At 61.9% G+C, this 19,924-nt stretch carries 15 protein-coding genes; 2 read left to right on the top strand and 13 right to left on the bottom strand.

Translation table 11 applies throughout. The features are described from left to right. Positions 1 to 238: 238 nt before the first annotated feature. The 3 genes from K0P33_RS17540 to K0P33_RS17530 form a co-directional block, all read right to left on the bottom strand. Entirely contained in the window at positions 239 to 2,398 is a 2,160-nt protein-coding gene (locus K0P33_RS17540) for a TonB-dependent siderophore receptor (RefSeq protein WP_242150039.1), read from the bottom strand. Between the two features lie 210 nt (positions 2,399 to 2,608). After that, complete coding sequence (locus K0P33_RS17535; protein WP_094950109.1) at positions 2,609 to 3,256, bottom strand: type II CAAX endopeptidase family protein; 648 nt, start codon at positions 3,254 to 3,256, stop codon at positions 2,609 to 2,611. Between the two features lie 152 nt (positions 3,257 to 3,408). Continuing rightward, positions 3,409 to 3,924 carry an Lrp/AsnC family transcriptional regulator gene (locus tag K0P33_RS17530; protein WP_094950108.1) on the bottom strand — a complete coding sequence of 172 codons (516 nt, stop codon included), beginning with the start codon at positions 3,922 to 3,924 and terminating at the stop codon, positions 3,409 to 3,411. Between the two features lie 121 nt (positions 3,925 to 4,045). On the opposite strand from K0P33_RS17530, the gene K0P33_RS17525 reads away from it, so the two are divergent. Both K0P33_RS17525 and K0P33_RS17520 read left to right on the top strand, forming a co-directional pair. Next, the gene (locus tag K0P33_RS17525) at positions 4,046 to 5,080 is read left to right on the top strand and encodes a histone deacetylase family protein (RefSeq protein WP_242150036.1); all 1,035 of its coding nucleotides are present in this window, start codon (positions 4,046 to 4,048) and stop codon (positions 5,078 to 5,080) included. A gap of 67 nt (positions 5,081 to 5,147) precedes the next feature. After that, entirely contained in the window at positions 5,148 to 6,584 is a 1,437-nt protein-coding gene (locus K0P33_RS17520; protein WP_242150033.1) for an amino acid permease, read from the top strand. A 224-nt stretch (positions 6,585 to 6,808) separates the two neighbouring features. On the opposite strand, the gene K0P33_RS17515 is transcribed toward K0P33_RS17520, so the two are convergent. From K0P33_RS17515 to treZ, 10 genes are all read right to left on the bottom strand, one after another. Then, entirely contained in the window at positions 6,809 to 7,570 is a 762-nt protein-coding gene (locus K0P33_RS17515; protein ID WP_094950105.1) for a PIG-L family deacetylase, read from the bottom strand. Positions 7,571 to 7,746: 176 nt separating this feature from the next. Next, positions 7,747 to 8,406 (bottom strand): glycosyltransferase family 2 protein, encoded by a 660-nt coding sequence (locus K0P33_RS17510; RefSeq protein WP_242150030.1) that lies wholly within the window; start codon positions 8,404 to 8,406, stop codon positions 7,747 to 7,749. Further along, positions 8,403 to 9,002: an SAM-dependent methyltransferase gene (locus tag K0P33_RS17505; protein WP_242150027.1), complete on the bottom strand. Its 600-nt coding sequence runs from the start codon at positions 9,000 to 9,002 to the stop codon at positions 8,403 to 8,405. The genes K0P33_RS17510 and K0P33_RS17505 overlap by 4 nt, the downstream gene beginning before the upstream one ends. Then, positions 8,999 to 9,757, bottom strand: a complete 759-nt coding sequence (locus K0P33_RS17500) for a PIG-L family deacetylase (RefSeq protein WP_094950102.1) — start codon at positions 9,755 to 9,757, stop codon at positions 8,999 to 9,001. Before K0P33_RS17500 ends, K0P33_RS17505 begins: the two co-directional genes overlap by 4 nt. Beyond that, positions 9,754 to 10,752: an acyl-CoA dehydrogenase family protein gene (locus K0P33_RS17495; protein WP_242150024.1), complete on the bottom strand. Its 999-nt coding sequence runs from the start codon at positions 10,750 to 10,752 to the stop codon at positions 9,754 to 9,756. The genes K0P33_RS17500 and K0P33_RS17495 overlap by 4 nt, the downstream gene beginning before the upstream one ends. Before the next feature lies 1 nt (position 10,753). Further along, positions 10,754 to 12,910 (bottom strand): glycogen debranching protein GlgX, encoded by a 2,157-nt coding sequence (glgX, locus tag K0P33_RS17490; RefSeq protein ID WP_242150022.1) that lies wholly within the window; start codon positions 12,908 to 12,910, stop codon positions 10,754 to 10,756. Between the two features lie 131 nt (positions 12,911 to 13,041). After that, on the bottom strand, positions 13,042 to 13,320 hold the full coding sequence (locus K0P33_RS17485) for a DUF2934 domain-containing protein (RefSeq protein WP_094950099.1): 279 nt from the start codon (positions 13,318 to 13,320) through the stop codon (positions 13,042 to 13,044). A 24-nt stretch (positions 13,321 to 13,344) separates the two neighbouring features. After that, entirely contained in the window at positions 13,345 to 16,101 is a 2,757-nt protein-coding gene (locus K0P33_RS17480) for a malto-oligosyltrehalose synthase (RefSeq protein ID WP_242150019.1), read from the bottom strand. Beyond that, on the bottom strand, positions 16,098 to 18,182 hold the full coding sequence (gene malQ / locus K0P33_RS17475; RefSeq protein WP_242150016.1) for a 4-alpha-glucanotransferase: 2,085 nt from the start codon (positions 18,180 to 18,182) through the stop codon (positions 16,098 to 16,100). Before malQ ends, K0P33_RS17480 begins: the two co-directional genes overlap by 4 nt. Continuing rightward, positions 18,179 to 19,924 carry a malto-oligosyltrehalose trehalohydrolase gene (treZ, locus tag K0P33_RS17470; RefSeq protein ID WP_242150013.1) on the bottom strand — a complete coding sequence of 582 codons (1,746 nt, stop codon included), beginning with the start codon at positions 19,922 to 19,924 and terminating at the stop codon, positions 18,179 to 18,181. Before treZ ends, malQ begins: the two co-directional genes overlap by 4 nt.

Below are 19,924 nucleotides of genomic sequence, written 5' to 3'. Positions count from 1 at the left end.
GCATCCAACCTCGATCATCAGGCCTGCATCCAAAAGCAGTGCATCAGGCGGAGGCCGCCGATGGCGCGATAGAGTGCCGTCAGCACCACAGGCAGGCGGCGTGCCACGCGGGCCGCCTGGGGCGTGAAGCAGGTATTCGGTGTTTTTTAAGCTTCAGGGATGCCAAAACTTTATCGGCATCCCTGAGCGGGACGTTAAGAACGTCTATCCGAACGGATAGACGCAGCGCCAAGGCTGATTAGAAGTCGTACTTGGCGGTCAGCGCGTAGCTGCGTGGGTTGCCGTAGGTGTCGTTGGCGCCCCAGGTCGGGCTGGTGGCAATTGCCGAGTAGTAGGTGCGGTCGAAAATGTTGTTGACGTTGAGCTGCAGGTCCAAATGCTTGCTCACCCGGTAGCCCGCCATCACGTCCGCCACGGCATAGCTGCCTTGCTCCAGGCGATAGCTGCTTTTGTCAGCCAGGACGACGTCGTTATACATGCGGCTCTGCCAGTTCACGTTGCCACCGACGCGCAGTTTTTCCAGTGGGCCCTGGAAGCGATAGGACGAGGTGATCTTGAACAGGTGCTCGGGGGTGTCCGTGTCGAAGCGCTGGTTGTTGTTGGCGGCGTTGCTGTCCTTGATGTAGTGGGCGCGGGTGTAGGTGTAGCCGGCACCGACTTGCCAGTTTTCGGTGAGTGCGCCTTGCAGTTCCATGTCGACACCTTGGCTGCGTACCAGGCCGGAGGCTTCGTAGCAGGTAATGGTCGGGCATCCAGCTTGGCTTTCAGGCAGTGTGGCGCGGTTTTTCTGGTCGATACGGAACAGCGCCAGGCTGGCGTTAAGCGCGCCGTTGAAGTATTCGCCCTTGATACCGACTTCGTAGTTTTCGCCGACGATGGGGGTCAGGGGTTTGTCCGAGAAGTCCTTGTTGGACTGCGGGCTGAAGATGTCGGTGTAGCTGGCGTAGACGGAGTGGTGCTCGTCCAGGTCATAGATCACACCGGCGTAACGCGTCAGGTTTTTGGTGATCTTGTAGTCGCCGTCGCCTTGGCGGTCATCGTAGTCGTACCAGTCCAGACGCGCGCCGAGGATCACTTTGAGCGGGTCGGCCAGGTTGAGGCGAGTGGTCACGTAGACGCCGTCCTGGGTGGTGATGCTGTGCCCTTTGCCGTCGCGCACGAAGTCGGGTTTCGCGCCGTTAAGCGGATAATTGGTGTCGTAAGGGCTGTATTCCTTGGACGTGGCGTCGTAGATGCGTTTGCTGGTGCCGACCACCAATTCATGGGTACGACCGAAGGCATTGACCGGGCCGCTGGCAAACGTATCCAGCCCGTACTGTTTGTCATCCTGGTGCGATTGATAGGCGGTCCTCGCCAGTTCAGTTTTGTAGCGCGACTGGTAGCTGCCGGTGAATACGCCGTCGAGTTGTGATGACGAGCCGGCGACGTGGAGTTTCCAGCCGTTTTCGAAGCGGCGTTCGATGTCACCGAACACGGTGTCGATGGTCAGTTTCTTGTTTTCCCAGTCACTGCCGGGGTTGGTGGAGCGGGGCAGGTTCAGGTGATGGCCGTCGGTGCCGATGGGCAATCCACCCCAGAAGAAATTAGTCTGGTCCTCCTGGCGCGAGAAGCCCAGGGTGGCGGTCGTGTCTTCGTTGAGGTCCGCTTCGGTGATGCCGTAGAACAGGCCGTGATTGCTGTTTTCCTTATCGCGGAAGGTGTCCGCATCGCGATACGAACCCACCATACGGCCGCGCAAGGTGCCGCTGTCATTCAAGGCACTGGAGGCGTCGATTTCACCACGGTAGTCATCCCAGCTCCCGACCGCGCCCGTGAGCGACACTTGCGGCGTGGCCGTCGGCCGTTTACGCACGAAGTTGAGCGCCGCCGAAGGGTTGCCTGCGCCGGTGACCAGACCGGTAGCACCGCGAATCACCTCCACGCGGTCAAACATCGCGAGGTTAGGTTGCACGCTGTTGGCGTAGCCGGAATAGGCGCTTGGGATGCCATCGAACATCATGTTATCGATGTCGAAACCACGCGACTTATAGCTCTGTCGGCCGGGGCCGTCGGCTTGGCTGAGAAACAGGCCGGGGGTGTTCTTCACCACATCGTTGACACTGGTCATGGCTTGGTCGTCCATGCGCTGACGGGTAATCACCGTCACCGCTTGCGGCGTTTCGCGCAGGCTCAGCGGCAGTTTGGTCGCAGTCGCCATCGACCCCGTGGTGTAGGACTGGCTGCCCTCGGTGGTCGTACCGAGTGGTTGCTCAGTGTTGATCTGCGTCGCGCCCAGCTCAACCACCGCTGGCGGCTGTTGCGCATCGGCGGCGAAGGCCGCTGGTGAGGTGGCGATACACACCGCCATCGCGATCAAATTGGGTGAAAAACGCTTGCTCACGTGTTGTTGCACAGACATGGACTGACTCTCCCCGAGCGCCGTCCCTGGCGAATAATAATGATGTTAAGAATTATTCGCATCAGTCTGGCAGATTGAAGCAGCGGGAAAAAGCCATCGGCGAGAATTAGTTAACGAATTTTTCACATCTTGGGGGCGAGCGTTTTGCCATTCACGTTGGGAAGTGGGCGCGAACATCAGGTTTACGCCCATCCCGAAGGGTGCCTGGGGTCAGCCGTAAAGCCCTGCCCACGTCCAGGTCCAGTCAAGACTCGACCCCACCACTTCCGCCAGCATGTGCAGCAAAATCGGCACCAGCAAGCCGCCGCTGGCAATTCTCGCCCAGGCGAATAGGCAGCCCAGCACGAAGATCAATGTCATCGTGGTCGAGCTGGCGTATTGGGTATGCAGGCTGGCGAACAGTGCGGACGTCACAATCACCGCGATCCACTTCCACGCCACGCTGCGCTCGTAGGGAAACAGGCGCAGCAGGTAGTGGCGCATCATCAGCTCTTCGGCAATCGGTGGAAGGATAATCAGCGAAGCCAATTTGATCAGGGTTTGCCACTGGGTCAGGCCGCTGTACATCTGCGCCATGAACGCTTCACGCGGCAACCCCAGTGCGCTGACGGCCAGCCCGCACAGCGCATACGCGGCAACCAAGGCAATCGCGCCCAGGCGTAATGGCTTGCGGATGTGGTCGCCATAAAACGTAGCGGCCAGGTCATGTCGGTGTTGCACCACGAACAACCCGGACAGCAGCAACCCGACGACGCCCATGTTGGTGACGAACATCAAGTAGGTCTGCATCGCTGGCGGCACCAGCAGCAGGCCGGGAATTGGCGCCAGCAGCATAATCAACGCCGCCAGGACGAACATCCCGAGGCGTCTGAAGAAGCGGAAGTTCGAAGGCGAGGTTGGGCGGAGGGTGGATTCCGAGGGGGCAATAACGTGCGTCACAGTCGCTCCATGCGTATGGGGAAAAAGGCATTTTGCCACTAAGTCACCCGGTTAACCTCACATGTCCTTGGTTATTGACGGTTCCCGGCTTGAGGGCTTTCCCGCCCGGGAATCGCCACCCGGCTCGTCGCCTTCACCTCACGCAACGCCAGGCTCGATTGGATCGATGCAATGCCTAACTGGCGTCGCAACACGTTCTCGACAAACTCACTGTAACTGTCCAGATCTTCGGCCAGCACCTGTAACAGATAGTCCGCATCGCCGGTGATTTTGTGGCAGGCCAGCACCTCGGGCAGCGTCTTGACCACCGCCTCGAAGGCATCCGGGGCATGGTCGGTGTGGATGGCGAAGCGCACATGCACGAACGCCATGATATCCAGCCCCAGCATCTTGCGATCGAGGTTGGCCTGGTAGTCCTTGATCACGCCTTCTTCTTCCAGGCGTTTACGTCGGCGCCAGCACGGCGTGAGGCTCAGGGACAGGCGCTCGCTGAGTTGCGCATTGGAAATACTCGCGTCTTCCTGCAGCAACGCGAGGATGGCGAGATCGGTGTCATCAAGAGCGACCTGCTTGGTTTTATTTTTCATAATGCGCCATCGCTGAGGTAAAAATTCCCTATAAACCTAACAGTGCGCGAACTAAAAGCAAAGAAAGCCCAGCAACCCCGGAACAAAATAGACCCTGTCTTTTACTGGCGGATGTTAAAAAATGCTGACTGTTTTTAGTGATGCCCACCGTTTGCACCATGGCACCGAATTGAAGGACGGTGTACTCAAACCCTCATTCGAACAACCGAGCCGCGCCGACACCGTGCGCGATCGCGTCCAGCACGTCGGGCTCGGCGATATCATCGTGCCGCGCACCTTTGACCGAGCGTGTTACGTCAACGCCCACAGCGAACGCTACGTGTCATTCCTCGAAACCGCCTGGGCGCAATGGTCTGCGATTGGTCGCAGCCATGACGCGCTGCCGCTGGTGTGGCCGGTGCGTGACCTGGCCAACCAACAGGTGCCGGACTTCATCGACGGCAAGTTGGGTTTCTTTGCCATGGACGCCGGTTCGCCGATCACGCCCACCACCTGGAATGCGGTCAAGACCAGCGCCGACATCGCGCTCACCGGCCTGGCCCTGATCGACGAAGGCCACAACAGCGCGTTCGCCTTGTGCCGGCCACCGGGCCACCACGCCGCCCGTGAATACATGGGCGGTTATTGCTACCTCAACAACGCGGCGATTGCCGCGCAGCAGGCCATCACCCAGGGCGCCCAGCGCGTGGCGGTGCTGGACGTGGATTTCCACCATGGCAACGGCACGCAGAATATTTTCTATCAACGCCCGGACGTGATGTTCATCTCCCTGCATGGCGAACCGGCGGTGTCTTATCCGTATTTTTCCGGGTTCAGCAGCGAGCGCGGCGAGGGTGCCGGGGAGGGCTTCAATCTGAATTACCCGCTGGCGAAAAACACCACCTGGGCCGCTTACAAAACCGCGTTGATCGACGCGTGCCGGCACCTGCGCGATTTCGCCCCCGAAGTGCTGGTGATTTCCCTGGGGGTCGACACCTTCAAGGACGACCCTATCAGCCATTTCCTTCTGGAGACCCAGGACTTCCTCGGCATGGGCGAGATCATCGCCAGCGTCGGCGCACCCACGCTGTTTGTGATGGAAGGCGGCTACATGGTCGATGAGATCGGCATCAATGCCGTCAACGTGCTGCACGGTTTCGAAAGCAAGACCGCCTGAACCCAAAAATAAAAAACCGCTCACTTCTTTTCTGCCAAAACTCAAAAACATAACAAGAGGTTTTGTAATGAAAACAACCACGCCTGGGCTTACCGAAAAGCCTGCGTTGCAACGCACCCTGAGCAACCGCCACATCCAGTTGATGGCCATGGGCGGTGCGATCGGCACCGGCCTGTTCATGGGCTCGGGCAAGATCATCGCGCTCTCGGGCACCTCGATCATCCTGATCTACATGATCATCGGCCTCTTTGTGTATTTCGTGATGCGCGCCATGGGCGAGCTGCTGTTATCCAACCTCAACTTCAAGAGCTTTGCCGACTTTGCCGGTGCCTACCTGGGGCCGCGCGCGGCGTTTTTTCTCGGCTGGTCGTACTGGCTGAGCTGGAGCGTGGCGGTGGTGGGGGATGCCGTGGTGGTGGGTGGGTTTTTCCAGTACTGGTTCCCCGGCGTACCGGCGTGGATGCCGGCCGTGGGCATGTTGCTCACGCTGTTCGCGTTGAACGTGCTCACGGTCCGTTTGTTTGGCGAGGTGGAATTCTGGTTTGCGATCATCAAGATCATCGCCGTGGTGACGCTGATCGGCGTGAGCCTGGTGTTGATTGCCAGTGCGTTTGTCTCGCCCACCGGCGTCACCGCCTCGTTAAGCCACTTGCTGGATAAACAGGCGGCGTTCCCCAACGGCGTGTTCGGGTTCTTCGCCGGTTTCCAGATGGCGATCTTCTCCTTCGCCGGCACCGAGCTGATCGGCACGGCGGCCGCTGAAACCCGCGCGCCAGAGAAGACCCTGCCCAAGGCAATCAACTCAATCCCGCTGCGCATTATCCTGTTCTACGTGCTGGCGCTGGCGTGCATCATCGCCGTGACGTCCTGGCAGCAGGTCTCGTCGAGCAAAAGCCCGTTTGTGGAGCTGTTCCTGGTCGCCGGTTTTCCAGCGGCGGCGGGCATCGTCAATTTTGTGGTGCTGACGTCCGCCGCCTCGTCGGCCAACAGTGGCGTGTTTTCCGCCAGCCGCATGCTCTTCGGTTTGGCCGACCTGGGCGATGCGCCAGGCATTTTTCGGCGGCTGTCGAACAACAGCGTGCCGTTTATCAGCCTGGCCTTTACCACGCTGTTGATGTTGCTGGGCCTGGTGTTGCTGTTTGTGGTGCCGGAGGTGATGACGGCCTTCACCATCGTGTCCACCGTTTCGGCGATCCTGGTGATTTTTACCTGGTCGACTATCCTCGCGTCCTACATCGCCTACCGTAAAAAACGCCCGGATTTGCACGCACAATCACTCTATAAAATGCCCGGCGGCGTGCCGATGGCGTGGTTTTCCCTGACGTTTCTCGGCTTCGTGCTGTGCCTGCTCGCGTTACGGCCGGACACGCGACTGGCACTGTGTGTGATGCCCGCATGGTTTATCTGGCTAGGGATTGCCTACCAGTTGTCGCGCGTTCGTAAACGTTTCGTTGCACAGGTAGCCATGAACGCCAGTGCGCGCGACACGCAAGCCACGCACTGACCCGCTATGGCGTAAAGAGGGGAGCTAAAACCTTACAGGTGATCCGCATCGAGCAGGCCGGCCTTGATGTGCTTGAGCGCGCCGAAGGGAGTTTGGCTGTGACTGGCCGGCGTTCGCGGCTCGGGCATTTCAGCATGCGCCATGCCCAGCGCACCGAACTGCAACGGCGGTGTTTCAGCAAGTGCCCCGGGTTAAACGCTGCGTACACACTGCGATACATAAGCCTAGGCAAACACGATCTCATACGGCTCGCGCATGCGTTCCAGCAGGTCCTGGGCGAGCATGGGTGCCAACCCGATGGCCGGGTCGCCGACCAATTGGCTGGCGTACGCATGCACGGCGTGCAGTTTGCGCGCCACGCTCCAGGTGTCCAGGCGCACTTTGCGTGCACGCTGCCACGGGATCATCGCACCGTCGCGCGCGGGCGAGTGCCAGGCCCAAATGGGCAGCTCATAGAGCCGCGCGCCTACCAGGCTACAAGCCTTGGCAGTGGCACGGCCGACGGCGTCATGGTCGTCTTTGCCGTCGTTGCGCCAGGTGGTGAACACCACATCACCGGCTTGCAGGTAGCGCGCGATAAATTGGCTCATCGGCTGCTCACGGGCGGCCAAGGCATCGTCGCAAAAGCCACCACGAATCCACTTCAAACTATGCAGTGGCATACCCAGACGACGCAAAGCCTCGGCGCTCTCCTGGGGGCGAATCACACTCAGGCGGCTCGCCGGCCAGGCGTGGGAACCCGGATGGCTGGCGCTGCCGTCGGTGATTGAGATCAGCAGGAGCGGATGCTCCAGGGTGCTGAGCAGTTGCAGCAAGCCCCCGCAGGCCAGCACCTCGTCCCCCGGGTGCGGCGCGATAACGACGACGCGTGCGCCTCGGGGCACCAGAGAGGAGGGGCTGATAATGGGGATTTGCGCCAACTGCGGGGCGCTGTTCCAGATTTGCGCGGGGCCGCGACGGCCCTCGCTTAAGGCGGCGAGTTTCATGGGTGTCACATCCTTGTCGATTCGTGCTGGGCCGTTTCCCGAGAATGGGACGACGCTTTTTGTTGTACCGCAGGCTCCGCTGCGGTGAGGTGCTGCCATCCAACTGGGATGGCCAGCAAGGCTTGCTCAGCATAGTCAAGGATTCGGCACTTTTACATCTTGCAATCTCGTTTTTTTTAAGTGGTCTGCATCAGGCTCTTCAAGTAATCGCCGAAGCCGCCTTGGGCACGGCATTCCAGGCGTGCGCTGGTGATCACTTGCGGCGAATGGCTCCAGGCGATCGATGCGCCACAGCGTTCCAAGTTACGCACCAGTTGCACATCTTCTTGGCAGACCAACGGCTCGAACCCTCCGGCCCGCACATAGGCACCGGCACTCACGCCCAAGTTGGCGCCGTGGATATGCCGATGGCCGTCGCGGGCCTGGTAGGCCTGGGTGTAGCGAATTTGCGCCGCTGGGTCAAAGCCTTCGCTCCAGGCGTCCACGGTCACGGTGCCGCACACTGCGTCGACACCCAATGCCAATTGCGCCACCAGCCAGTCGGGGGCCACGCGGCTGTCGGCGTCGGTGCAGGAGATCCAGCGCGCCCCTTGATTCAACAAATGCCGCGCACCGACGCCGCGTACATGCCCGACATTGCGTGCTTGCACGTGCAGGCTCTGCACCGGGTATGCCTGGGCAATCGCCGCACTGCCATCGCTGCAGCTGTCGAGCACCGCCAGAATTTCTACCGCCTCGCCCAGCAACCCAGGATGGCTGGCGGCAATCAATGCGGCTTTCAGGCATTCAGCCAGCAGCGCTTCTTCGTTATGCACCGGGATCAGAATGCCGATCATCGCAAGCCCTCTACGGACGCGACCGAGGCGCCGTCACGGCTCCACAGGTCGAGTAGAAAATCACGCTCGTGATGCTGCACCACAACCGGCATGCCCAGCCGTTGTTGCAACAGGGCATGCACTTGTTCGGCGGTTTGCGGGCAGCCCTCGATGGTTGGGCGCCAATGGCAGGCCAGCAGTTGCCCGTTTTCGGTCAACGAGGCGAGGGCGCGGTCAACCAAGCGATGCAAGTCCTCGGCGTCGAGGTAGTAGCACAGCTCGCTCAACACGATCAGTTCGAACGAGCCCGCCGGCCATTGCTCGGGCAGGCGGCTTTGCTGCACCTGGGCGTGGGGAAAGCCCAGTAACCGGGTTTTTGCCAGCGCCACGGCAGCGGCGGCCGTGTCACAGCACACCAGCCGATCACAGCGCGGCGCCAGTTCAGCACTCAGTTCGCCATTGGCGCAGCCGGGTTCGAAGATCGACGCGTAGCGTGGCCGGGGCAGTACCGCCAGGGTCAAGGCGCGTTTGCGCTGCTCGTACCAGCGTTGTCGAAACGCCCAGGGATCGTCATTGCCGTCGAACAGTTGATCGAAATACGGCGTGGCAACACTCATACAAACACCACTTCAAAAGGTTGCAGCAAACGCTCCACCACATAAGGTGCGAGCACGGGCGGAAGGCCGATCTGCGGGTCGCCCTCCAACTGGCTGGCGAAGGCGTGGATGGCGTGGCGTTTGCGCGCCACCGCCTCGGGTGTCAGCGGGATCTTGCGTGCGCGGTGCCACGGCACTTGGCTGTCTTCGGGCGTCGCCCAGTGCCAGGTCCATACCGGCAACTCATACAACGTCGCGCCCACCGCCTTGGCGGCTTTGGCACTGGCGCGGCCGACGGCTTCGTGGTCGCAATGACCGTCTTCGCGCCAGGTGGTGAACACCACGTCGGTGGGCTTGAGATAACGCTGGATGAACGCGCTCAATTGCTCCTCGCGCGCAGCCACTTGGCTGTCGGCGAAGCCCGCGCGCAGCCATTTCAAACTGTGCAGCGGCAAGCCGAGGCGATGCAGGGCCTGGGCCGATTCCTGCGGGCGCACCACGCTCAAGCGTTCCACCGGCCAACGCCTGGAGCCTGGGTGACTGGCGCTGCCGTCGGTCACGGAGATCAGCTGAATCGGCCGGCCAAGCATGGCCAAGCCTTGCAACAGGCCGCCACAACCGAGCACTTCATCGTCTGGATGAGGGGCAATGATCACCGCGCGATGGCCTTCGGGCACCAACTGCGCGACGCTTATTTCGGGCAGATCGGCCATGTGCGACGACGTCTGCCACTGATGCAGCGGGGTACCTTGGCCGACGATCGGATTAGCTTTCATAGATGCCACCTCCGTGCGGAGTCTGCAGCGGCCAACTCGCCCAACGCCGCCAAGTCGCGTTCTGCATGACTTTGGCGCATATACACCGGCAAGTCGGCCATCAGTTGGGCAAAGTGCGGGTCCTTACAATACGGCCCTGCACCGACCGCGCGACCGACATGGCGCATGACCTGCTCAACCGTATCTTCGACGCAGGCACGTGCCAGCTGGGCAAGCTGTCGCGCACAGGCCTGGGGTTCGCGGTCGATCTGTTCAGCACTGTCGCGTAACACACAAGCGGCGCTGTTGAGCACGCTGTCTACCGCGCCCAAATGGGCGAGCGCATGCGGTTCCGGGTGTTTCGCGCATTGCTCGCGCAGCACCTCGGCCAGACGTTGTGCGCCGCCATACCAGCACGCGGCGATGCCGATTCCGCCTTGCCAGAAGCCTGGGCGTGACAAGTAATCCCCCGGGCCGCCGACCGCGATGCCGCGGGCGTCGTCGAACACCACCTCGACACTGCCCGTGGCAGCCATACCCACGGCATTCCAGCCTTCGTCAGTCACGCTGATGCCGGGTTGCTGCATGTCCACGGCGACCAGTTGCTGGCGATCCTCTTCGTCCCAGGCGGTCAGCAGCCCATGGGTGACTACCGCCGCGCCCGAACACCAGGCTTTACGCCCGTCGACGACCAACCGGTGGCCGTCGCGCTGCACGCGCACCTTGGCCGTGGGCGGCTCGGCGGCCCAGGTGCCCCAAACGCTGCCCAAAGGCGGCAAGGGGCTGTTGAGCTCAGCGATGATCGCCAAGGCATCGGTATGGCCTTCGAACAACTTGCACAGGCGCAAATCATGCCCGGCCACTTGCGCCAAACGGCTGAAGCGCTCCAGCGTCTGGCCGCTGCCGGGCAACGGCAGCTGGTCCAGGCCTTCCTCCTGAAGCGCCTTCAAGGCACTCCCCAAAGCCTGCGTGTGCGCATAGCTCCGAAAGCCTTGAAGGAATCCATGCAACGCCATTTCACACCTCGTCGTGTTGCAGTTCAAACAACAGCAGCGAGCGGCCGGTGACGGCGTATTCGTGCTCGAAATCAAACCGTTCCTGGCCCCGTACCGCCGGGTCGTTGGTATCGAGCATGCAGGTCCAGAACTCACCCTCGGGCACCGGCGGCAGGCGGAAATTGACCATGTCGTGGTGGGCGTTGACCACCAGCAGCAACGTTGCATCGCCACCCGGGCGACGAATTCCGGTTTCCTGGGCGCGGCCATCCATCAGCATGCCCAGGCAGCGGCCATGGCTGTCTTGCCACTGTTCGGTGGTCATCTCGTTGCCATCCGGCGCCAGCCAGGTGACATCTTTCACGCCGATGTCTTCGTTGTAGTCACCGACCAAGAAGCGACCACGGCGCAGAATCGGATAGGCCAGGCGCAGCTTGATCAAGCGTTTTACAAACTTGAGCAGCGCCTTGCCGTCGTCGTCCAGCTCCCAGTTGACCCAGCCGATTTCACTGTCCTGGCAATAGGCGTTGTTGTTGCCGTGCTGGGTTCGCGCGAACTCGTCACCGGCCACCAGCATCGGCGTACCTTGGGCCAGCAGCAGGGTGGCGAAAAAGTTACGCATCTGGCGCAGGCGCAGCGCGTTGATTTGCGGGTCATCGGTGGGGCCTTCGACGCCGTGGTTCCAGGACAGGTTGTTATTGCTGCCGTCCTGGTTGTTTTCGTCGTTGGCTTCGTTGTGCTTGTCGTTGTACGACACCAGGTCGTGCAGGGTGAAACCATCGTGGGCGGTGATGAAGTTCACCGAGCTGTACGGGCGCCGACCGCGCTGATTAAACATCTCGCCCGAGGCGGTCATGCGCGCGGCGAAGTCTGCCAGCTGGCCGTCGTCGCCTTTCCAGAAGGCGCGCACGGTGTCGCGGAAGCGGTCGTTCCACTCCACCCAGCCCGGTGGGAACTTACCCACTTGGTAGCCACCGGGGCCGCAGTCCCACGGCTCGGCGATCATTTTTACCTGGCGCAGCACCGGGTCCTGACGGCAGGCCACGAGGAAGCTGTGACGCTCATCGAAACCATCGCGGTAGCGGCCCAGAATGGTCGCCAGGTCAAAGCGGAAACCGTCCACGTGCATCTCGGTGGCCCAGTACCGCAGCGAGTCGGTGACCATTTGCAATACGCACGGGTGACTTAGGTCGAGGGTGTTACCGGTGCCGGAATCGTTGATGTAAAAGCGCTTGTCATCGGGCATCAGGCGATAGTACGAGGCGTTGTCGATGCCACGCATGGACAAGGTTGGGCCGCGCTCGTTGCCTTCGGCGGTGTGGTTGTAGACCACGTCGAGGATCACCTCAAGCTTGGCCTCGTGCAGGTGCGCGACCATCTCCTTGAACTCGGCGATCTTGCCGCTGGCCAAGTAGCGCGGGTCCGGCGCAAAGAAGGCAATGCTGTTGTAGCCCCAGTAGTTGGTCATGCCTTTTTGCAGCAAGTGCTGGTCGTTGACGAACGCATGCACCGGCAGCAGTTCGACCGATGACACGCCCAACTGGCGGATGTGCTTGAGCACGTCGTCTTCCATCAGCCCTGCGCAGGTGCCACGCACCGACTCGCTGACCGAAGGGTGGCGCATGCTGATACCGCGCAAGTGGGTTTCATAAATAATCGTGCGGTCCCACGGCACCCGCACCGGCTGGTCGTTGCCCCAGGTGTGCGCCGGGTCGATGACCTTGCACTTGGGCACGAAGGGTGCGCTGTCGCGTTCGTCGAAACTGAGGTCGTCATCGGGGTGGCCGATGGTGTAGCCGAACAACGCCTCGGACCATTTGAGTTCGCCCACCAGTTGCTTGGCGTAGGGGTCGATCAGCAATTTGTTGTGGTTGAAGCGGTGACCATTGGCCGGGTCATACGCACCGTACACGCGGTAGCCGTAAATCAGCCCAGGGTGGGCGTCGGGCAGGTAGCCGTGGAAGGTTTCGTCGGTGTATTCCGGCAGTTCGATACGTTCCAGCTCCACTTCGCCGCTATCGTCAAACAGGCACAGTTCGACTTTGGTGGCGTTGGCTGAGAACAGCGCAAAGTTGACACCCAGGCCGTCCCAGGTGGCGCCTAGGGGGAAGGGCAAACCTTCACGAATCCGCGACGGCTCGTGTTCCGGCGTCGGTTGGGTTTTATCGGGTTTGCTCATTGAGTTGCTCCTGCAAGGATGTTTTTCGGGCCGAGCGAGATCGTGCTGGCGATTGTTCAGCTGACGCATGTGTGATTGAAAACGAACCTCCTGCCGGCAGCGCCGGGAGGAGGCCCCTAAGGTTGAAAGGCTTAAGGCTTAGGTTTTTTTGGCGCGGGCGGCTTTTTCGCCACAGGCGCTGCCGGTGTGCTGGGGGCCGGTGCCGGTGGTTTGGTTGGCTTGGCTTTGGGCGCAGGCTTAGGCGCGGTTTTCGGCTTGGCGCCAGCCTTGGGCTTGCTCGGGGTCAGGGCTTCGGCTTCGGCCAGCTTGCGGGCCATCTCCCAGTGGCGTGCATCTTCACCGTGGGGTTTGCCTTCTGATTCCCAGATCTGATGCGCCAACTCGCGTATGCGTTTGTCTTCAGTACTCATCACAATGCTCCTCACAGAAAAGTTTCAGCTTTCTTGATCATCAGGATTAATAAAGACATTGACCGGGAAATCCCCCAGGGCAGCGCTGATTAACAGCTCCTTGTTTGGTGTGACTGCGCCTGTATGAAAAAGTCCCTTCCAGTTTTGTGTTGTGTCGGCGAACGGCAATTTCACCCGTGTATCGCCCCAAACCTGCGCATGGATGCGGGGCTGCTCACCCTTTTCCAGCAGGCGCTGGGGCCAACGTGGCACCACCACCAGCAGGCGTTTGCCTTGATGTTCGCGACAGAATGCGACGACGTGTTCAGCGTGTGTGCCGGTGACCTCCAGCGGTGTGTAGCGCCCGCTGCGAAAGAGCTCGGGATCAGCCTTGCGCAAGGCTAACACCTGCGCAATCAGCGCCTGTTTGACACGCCCGTCGCGCCAGTGGGACAACAGTTCGTCGATGCCCGATGGATTGTTCAACGCGTGTTGCCGTGCGTTGAAATCCACTGGGCGGCGGTTGTCCGGGTCCACCAGGCTGAAGTCCCAGAACTCATCGCCCTGGTACAGGTCCGGCACACCCGGCACGGTGAGACGAAGCAAGGATTGCGCCAGGCCGTTTACCGCACCGGCCGGGGCGATGGCCTGGGCGGCAGTGGCGATGGCAGCGCGCAGCGCCTGGCCCGGTTCGCTGAGCAACAGCCGCGACAGGAAGGCCTCGACGCCTTGTTCATAGGCGTCGTTGGGTGCGCTCCAGCTGCTTTGCAACTTGGCTTCGCGCAGGGCTTTTTGCTGCCATTGCCAGAGGCGTTGTTGATAGCCCTGCATATCCGGGTTCGCGTCCAACGGCCAACTGCCGAGCAGCACTTGGTAAAGGATCAGCTCATCACCGGCTGACGGCGTGTTGGCGTCCTGGCGCAACGGGGCGGCGAGGGTGCGCCAGTGCTCGACCTGTTCGGCGTACCACGGCGCACACTCGCTGAGTACCGCCAAGCGTGCGCGGGTGTCTTCGCCGCGCTTGTGGTCGTGGGTGGCAGTGGCCAGCAGGTTGTCGGGAAAGGTCTGCAAACGCTGTTGGTTGATGGCGTGAAACTCGGCCACCGGCGCGCTGAACTGCTCGGTGCTGAAGCCCACGTCGTTACGCGACAGCAGCACCGCCGAGCGATAGAACGCGGTGTCTTCCACAGCTTTGGCGGCGGCCGGGGAGGTCAGTTGCTGGAAACGCACGCAGGCATGCTTGAGCATCTTGCGTTCACGGCCGACCGAGCGATCGCGCCACGGTTGGCCGCCGAGCCATTTTTCCAGGTGGTCGAGCACTGGCCAGTCGCCCTCGCTCAAGGTGCTGCGGGCACCGGCCAGGGCCTGCAGGAAAAACACATCATCGCGTTCGCTGCGCCCGCGCGCGCTGATGTAAGTGCGGTACACCGGGAAGTGCACGATCAATTCCTGCAAGGCGCGGCGGATCGCGCCCAGGGTCAGGTCACGGGTCATTACGTCGTCACGGGCCACTTGCAGCAGGGCCTGGGCCACGCTTTCAAAGTCACCGGCCAACGAGCCGTTGAGGATCTGCTGGCGTGCCAGCCAGGCTTCTTCGATAAAGGCGGCGGGGCGTTCGCTGTGGCGCGTCCACAGTTCGGCGAGCGGCGCAAAGCCTTCGGGATCATGTTGCAGCAGCGACAGCTGGTTCATGAATTCGTAGCCGGTGGTGCCGTCCACCTTCCAGTCTTCGCGCAGGGTTTCGCCTTCGCCGAGGATTTTCTCCACGAAGATCGGCAAATGCCGCTCAGGCGCCAGTGAATCCACCCGACGCCGCAGCTTGCGGCAGTAACCGCGCGGGTCGGCCAGGCCGTCGATATGGTCGATGCGCAGGCCGTCTACCAACCCTTCGCTGATCAGCTCGAAAATCTTGCCGTGGGTGGCTTCGAACACGGCGGTGCGCTCTACGCGCAGGCCGCCCAGCTCGTTGACATCGAAGAAACGCCGCCAGTTGATATCGTCCGCAGCGGTGCGCCAGCTAGCGAGGCGGTAGACCTGTTGTTCCAGCAGGTTATGCAGGCGATTGAAACCTTCGGGTTGGCGCCCGTCGAACGCGGTGAGCCGCTGTTCGATGGCGTGCAGCACGTCGCCTTCGGTGGCGCGCTCAACCAGCGCCTGCTTGAGCCAGGCGGCTTCGTGGTAGGCGTCATCTTGATAAGCAAGGGCACTGAAGCGTTCGGCCAAAGGCTTGAGCAGCGCGTCGGTGCCGAGGATTAACGCGTAATCGCGTGGGCAAATCGGGAACCGGTGTTCGTAATGTTCGAGGTGAAACGTGCCGTGGCCGGCATCAAAATGCAGCGTCAGCGTGCCGGTTTGCAAGGCTTCGCCGTAATCACTGCCCAGGAACGGCATCAGCAGTTGGCCCTTGAGCAGCGGGTCGGGCGAGTGCCACTGGATATCGAAGAACTCGCTGTAGGGGCTCAAACGGCCCCATTCCAGCAGGTCCAGCCACCACGGGTTATCGGCACCGCCCACGGCCATATGGTTGGAGACAATATCGAGGATCAGGCCCATCTGATGCTCACGCAACGCGGCGACCAGGCGACGCAAAGCCGGTTCGCCACCCAGTTCGGGGTTGACGGTGGTCGGGTCGACCACGTCGTAGCCGTGCATAGAGCCGGCGCGCGCACTGAGCAGGGGCGAGGCATACAGATGGCTGATGCCCAACTGGGCGAAGTACGGTACCAACGGCACCGCGTCATCCAGGGTGAAACCTTTATGAAATTGCAGGCGCTGGGTCGCACGCAGGGGCAGTGCTTTCATCGGTCACGCTCATAGGCTTGGTTGCGCGCGACGGCCAACAGCTCGAGGCGGCGGGCGGCGCCGGCGTTGTCGAGCAGGCTGGCGGCTTCACCCGGCAGGCGGCGGCGCCAATTGGGGTGGGTGTCGGTGGTGCCGGGCAGGTTGGCTTGCTCTTCGATACCCAGCGCGTCTTCCAGCGGCAGCAACACCAGCGGCGCACGGGTGTGGCCCAGGTAGCGCACGCTGGCGTCGATCATATGGTCGGTGTCATTGCGGATTTCATCGACGAAGTTCTGCGGGTCCTGGCTCAAGGCCTGGCGCAGTGCCTGGCGTTCATGCAGGCGGTGCTCGCTCCATTGCTCCACGGTGGGTGCGTCGATCAGGCCGAGTTGGATGTTCCACTCGATGTCGCGGCTGTGCCACCAGCCGTTGAGGGTGGGCAGGTCGTGGGTGCTGGTGGTCGCCAGGGCATTGTCCGGCCAGTCGAGGATCGGCTTGAACTGGCCATCGTGGCCTTGTTCGAACAGCAACACGCGCATGCCCAGAATCGAACGGCCGATGAGTTTCTCGCGCAGCCCATCGGGCACGGTGCCCAGGTCTTCACCCAGCACAATTGCCTTATGGCGTTGGGACTCCAATGCCAGCAGCCGCAACAAGTCATCCACCGGGTAATACAGGTACGCGCCTTCACGCGGCGAAGCCTCCATGGGGATGACCCACAGGCGTTGCAGGCCCATCACATGGTCAATACGCAGGCCGCCGGCATGGGCGAAGTTGGCGCGCAGCATCTCGATAAAGGCGCGAAAACCATGGCGTTTGAGGCCTTCCGGGGAAAATGCGGAAATGCCCCAGCCTTGGCCGGCGCGGTTGAGGATATCCGGCGGGGCGCCCACGGTGAGGTTGGCCAGCAGCTCATCCTGACGGCTCCAGGCCTGGCTGCCGCCGCCGTCGGCGCCTACGGCCAGGTCGGCGATCAAGCCCACGCCCATGCCGCTGCCACGCGCGGCTTGTTGCGCACGTTCCAGGCAGCGCGCGATCAGCCATTGGCTGAAGGCGTAAAAACCGATTTCATCCGTGTGTTCTGCGGCGAATTGCACCAGCGCTGGGCTCTGCGGCGTGCGCCAGGCCTCGGGCCAGTGGCGCCAGTCGAGTTCTTCACCGGCAGCAGCGCGAACGGCCTGCACGGCTTCAAAGCGGCAGTGGTTTTCCAGGGCTTCGCCGCCGGTCTGGCGGAAGCTCAAGAAGTCGGCATGTTGTGGATGCTCGCCGTGGCGGAAGTCTTCGTACAAGGCGCGTAACAGGCGTTGCTTGGCCTTGGCGGCGGCGGGCCAGTCGATCAAGGTGTTTTGCTCAAGTGCGTGCAGCTCCTCGGCCAAGCCGAGGGCTTCAATGGCATTGCGCACTTCGCGCTCGCCAAGGATGCAGGCGGGCGAGGCGTACAAGCTGTTGAGGAACAGGCGGCTGGAGGGTGAATACGGGCTGTAGCGCTCGGTGTCGGCGCTGAACATCGCGTGCATCGGGCTGATCGCCAGGGCATCGGCGCCGCGTTCGGCGGCGCAGCGCGCCAGGTGTTCCAGCGCCTGGGTGTCGCCAAACCCGCCGTCACCCAGGCGGCGCAACGCATACAGCTGGGCGCTCAAACCCCAGGCGCGGGAAAGTTGGCTGTCGACGGCTTCGGCCACGCTGTAGCAGTGGGTGGGCGCCACGGCGAGGGTGAACGTCTGGTCATCGATGTGCACTTGGTGATAGCCCAGGGCAATGATGCCGGGCAGCACGGCGTCGCCGTCGAGGCGTAGCTCTAGAGTTTCGCCGCCTTCCAGGCTGACCCGGCACGGCGTGTCCGCAGCAAAGTAGCGCGCCAGGTCCAGGCCTTCGCCGGTATCGACGGTCATCAGCGGTGGCAGGTGTTTGTCCTGTTGCACCCGCTCCAGTTCCAGCAGGCTGGCATCGATCTCGGCGTCGGTATCGGCCGGGTGGCCCAGGCCTTTGAGGACGGCGCGCAGGGCGTCGGGTTTTACATGTTGCGGGCGGCCGTTTGCGTCGATCCAATCGACGGCCAGGCCCGCGCGGCTGGCGAGTATTTCCAGGTTCGCTTCGCTCAAGGGTGCTCTCCAACAGGGAATAGGGCGACGCGTGCACTGAACGGCGCGAGGTGCGCCTCATCCGTGGCAGGCGTTTCGAATATCAGATGTGGCGGGGCCGGATGATCCAGCGGTTCAGCGCTCAGGTTCACGTCGATCTGCAACACACTGCCGTTGCCCAGGCGCCAGCGCGCGGTGACGGCGCCGTCAGCCAGCACCTGCGCGCCCAGGGCTCTGCTGGCGGGTAAATGCGGCACGATATGCAGGTGACGCAGGCTCAGTAGGTGGCGGTAAAACTGGCTGTGTTCGTTCTCGGTAAAGCTGGGCGCCGATTGCAGGAAGGTCGGCAGGGCGTTCGGGTCGGGGATGTGTTCGCGCCGTTCAGGGTCTTTGAACGCAGCAAAATCGGCGAACTCGTTGCGCCGGCCTTCGCGCACGGCTTCGGCCAGCTCGCCGTGGTGGTCGGTGAAAAACAGGAACGGCTCGTCGGCGTTGACTTCATCGCCCATGAACATCAGCGGGATCATCGGTGACAGCAGCAATAACGCGGTGGCGGCCTTGAGTGCCTGGGGCGAGCAAAGCTGATGCAGGCGTTCGCCCAAGGCGCGGTTGCCGATCTGGTCGTGGTTCTGCAAAAACGCCACAAAGGCGCTCGGTGGCAGGTCCGCGCTGGGTTCGCCGCGCGCGTGGCCATGGCGGGTGGTGTGGCCCTGATAGATAAACCCTTCGCCCAGGCAGCGCGCGAGTTTGTCGGTAGGGTTTTCGGCGAAGTCGCTGTAATAGGCGTCGGTTTCGCCGGTCAGCAGCACGTGGAGGACGTTATGGAAGTCATCGTTCCACTGCCCATCGAAGTCGTGCTTCAGCAAGCTGGCCTGGTTCAGTTCGTTTTCCAGCACCAGCCAGACATGCCGGCCGACGTCCACCTGTTGGCGCACGCGTTGTGCCAGCTCTATGAGAAAGCAGGGATTGTCGATGGCGTGCACCGCATCCAGGCGCAGGCCGTCGAAGCGGTATTCGAGTAACCACATCAGTGCATTGTCGAGGAAGAAGTCGCGCACCTCGCGCCGTTCAAAATCAATCCCGGCGCCCCACGGCGTGTGTACGTCCTCTTGAAAGAAGCCCTTGGCGTATTGGCCCAGGTAATTGCCGTCGGGGCCGAAGTGGTTGTAGACCACGTCGAGGATCACCGCGAGGCCGTGCTCGTGGGCGCTGTCGATCAGGGCTTTGAGTTGTTCGGGGGAGCCGTAGCAAGAGTGGGGCGCGTAGGGCAGGACCCCGTCGTAACCCCAATTGCGCTCGCCGGGAAATTGCGCCAAAGGCATCAATTCAATCGCGGTGACGCCCAGTTCGGCCAAGCGTGGCAGCTGTTTTTCAACCGCTGCGTAGCCGCCCAGGGCACCTACATGCAGTTCGTAGATCACCGCTTCGTGCCACGGGCGACCCTGCCAGTGGCCGTGCCGCCACTGATAGGCGAGCGGGTCAACGACCACGCTCCAACCATGCACGTCCAAGGCCTGGGCCCTGGACGCTGGGTCGGGTACATCGGTTTCGCCGTCGATGTTGTAGCGGTAGCGAGTGCCCGCCGGGCACTGTATTTCTACCTTAAACCAGCCGGCTGCCTGAGGCAGCATGGCAATCGACTTACCGTCTTGCAATTCAACGCTGACATATAACGCGTCTGGCGCCCACAAGGCAAAACGCGTGTGTTGCGCGTCCAGCATGATTGCGCCGTGGGGCCAGGTTTCCAGAGTCCGTGACGGCAT

The organism is Pseudomonas sp. ArH3a (assembly GCF_022648765.1).
Taxonomy (GTDB): domain Bacteria; phylum Pseudomonadota; class Gammaproteobacteria; order Pseudomonadales; family Pseudomonadaceae; genus Aquipseudomonas.
The sequence above is the reverse complement of the archived record's forward strand: the minus strand, read 5'-3'. Positions and strand labels throughout refer to the sequence as shown.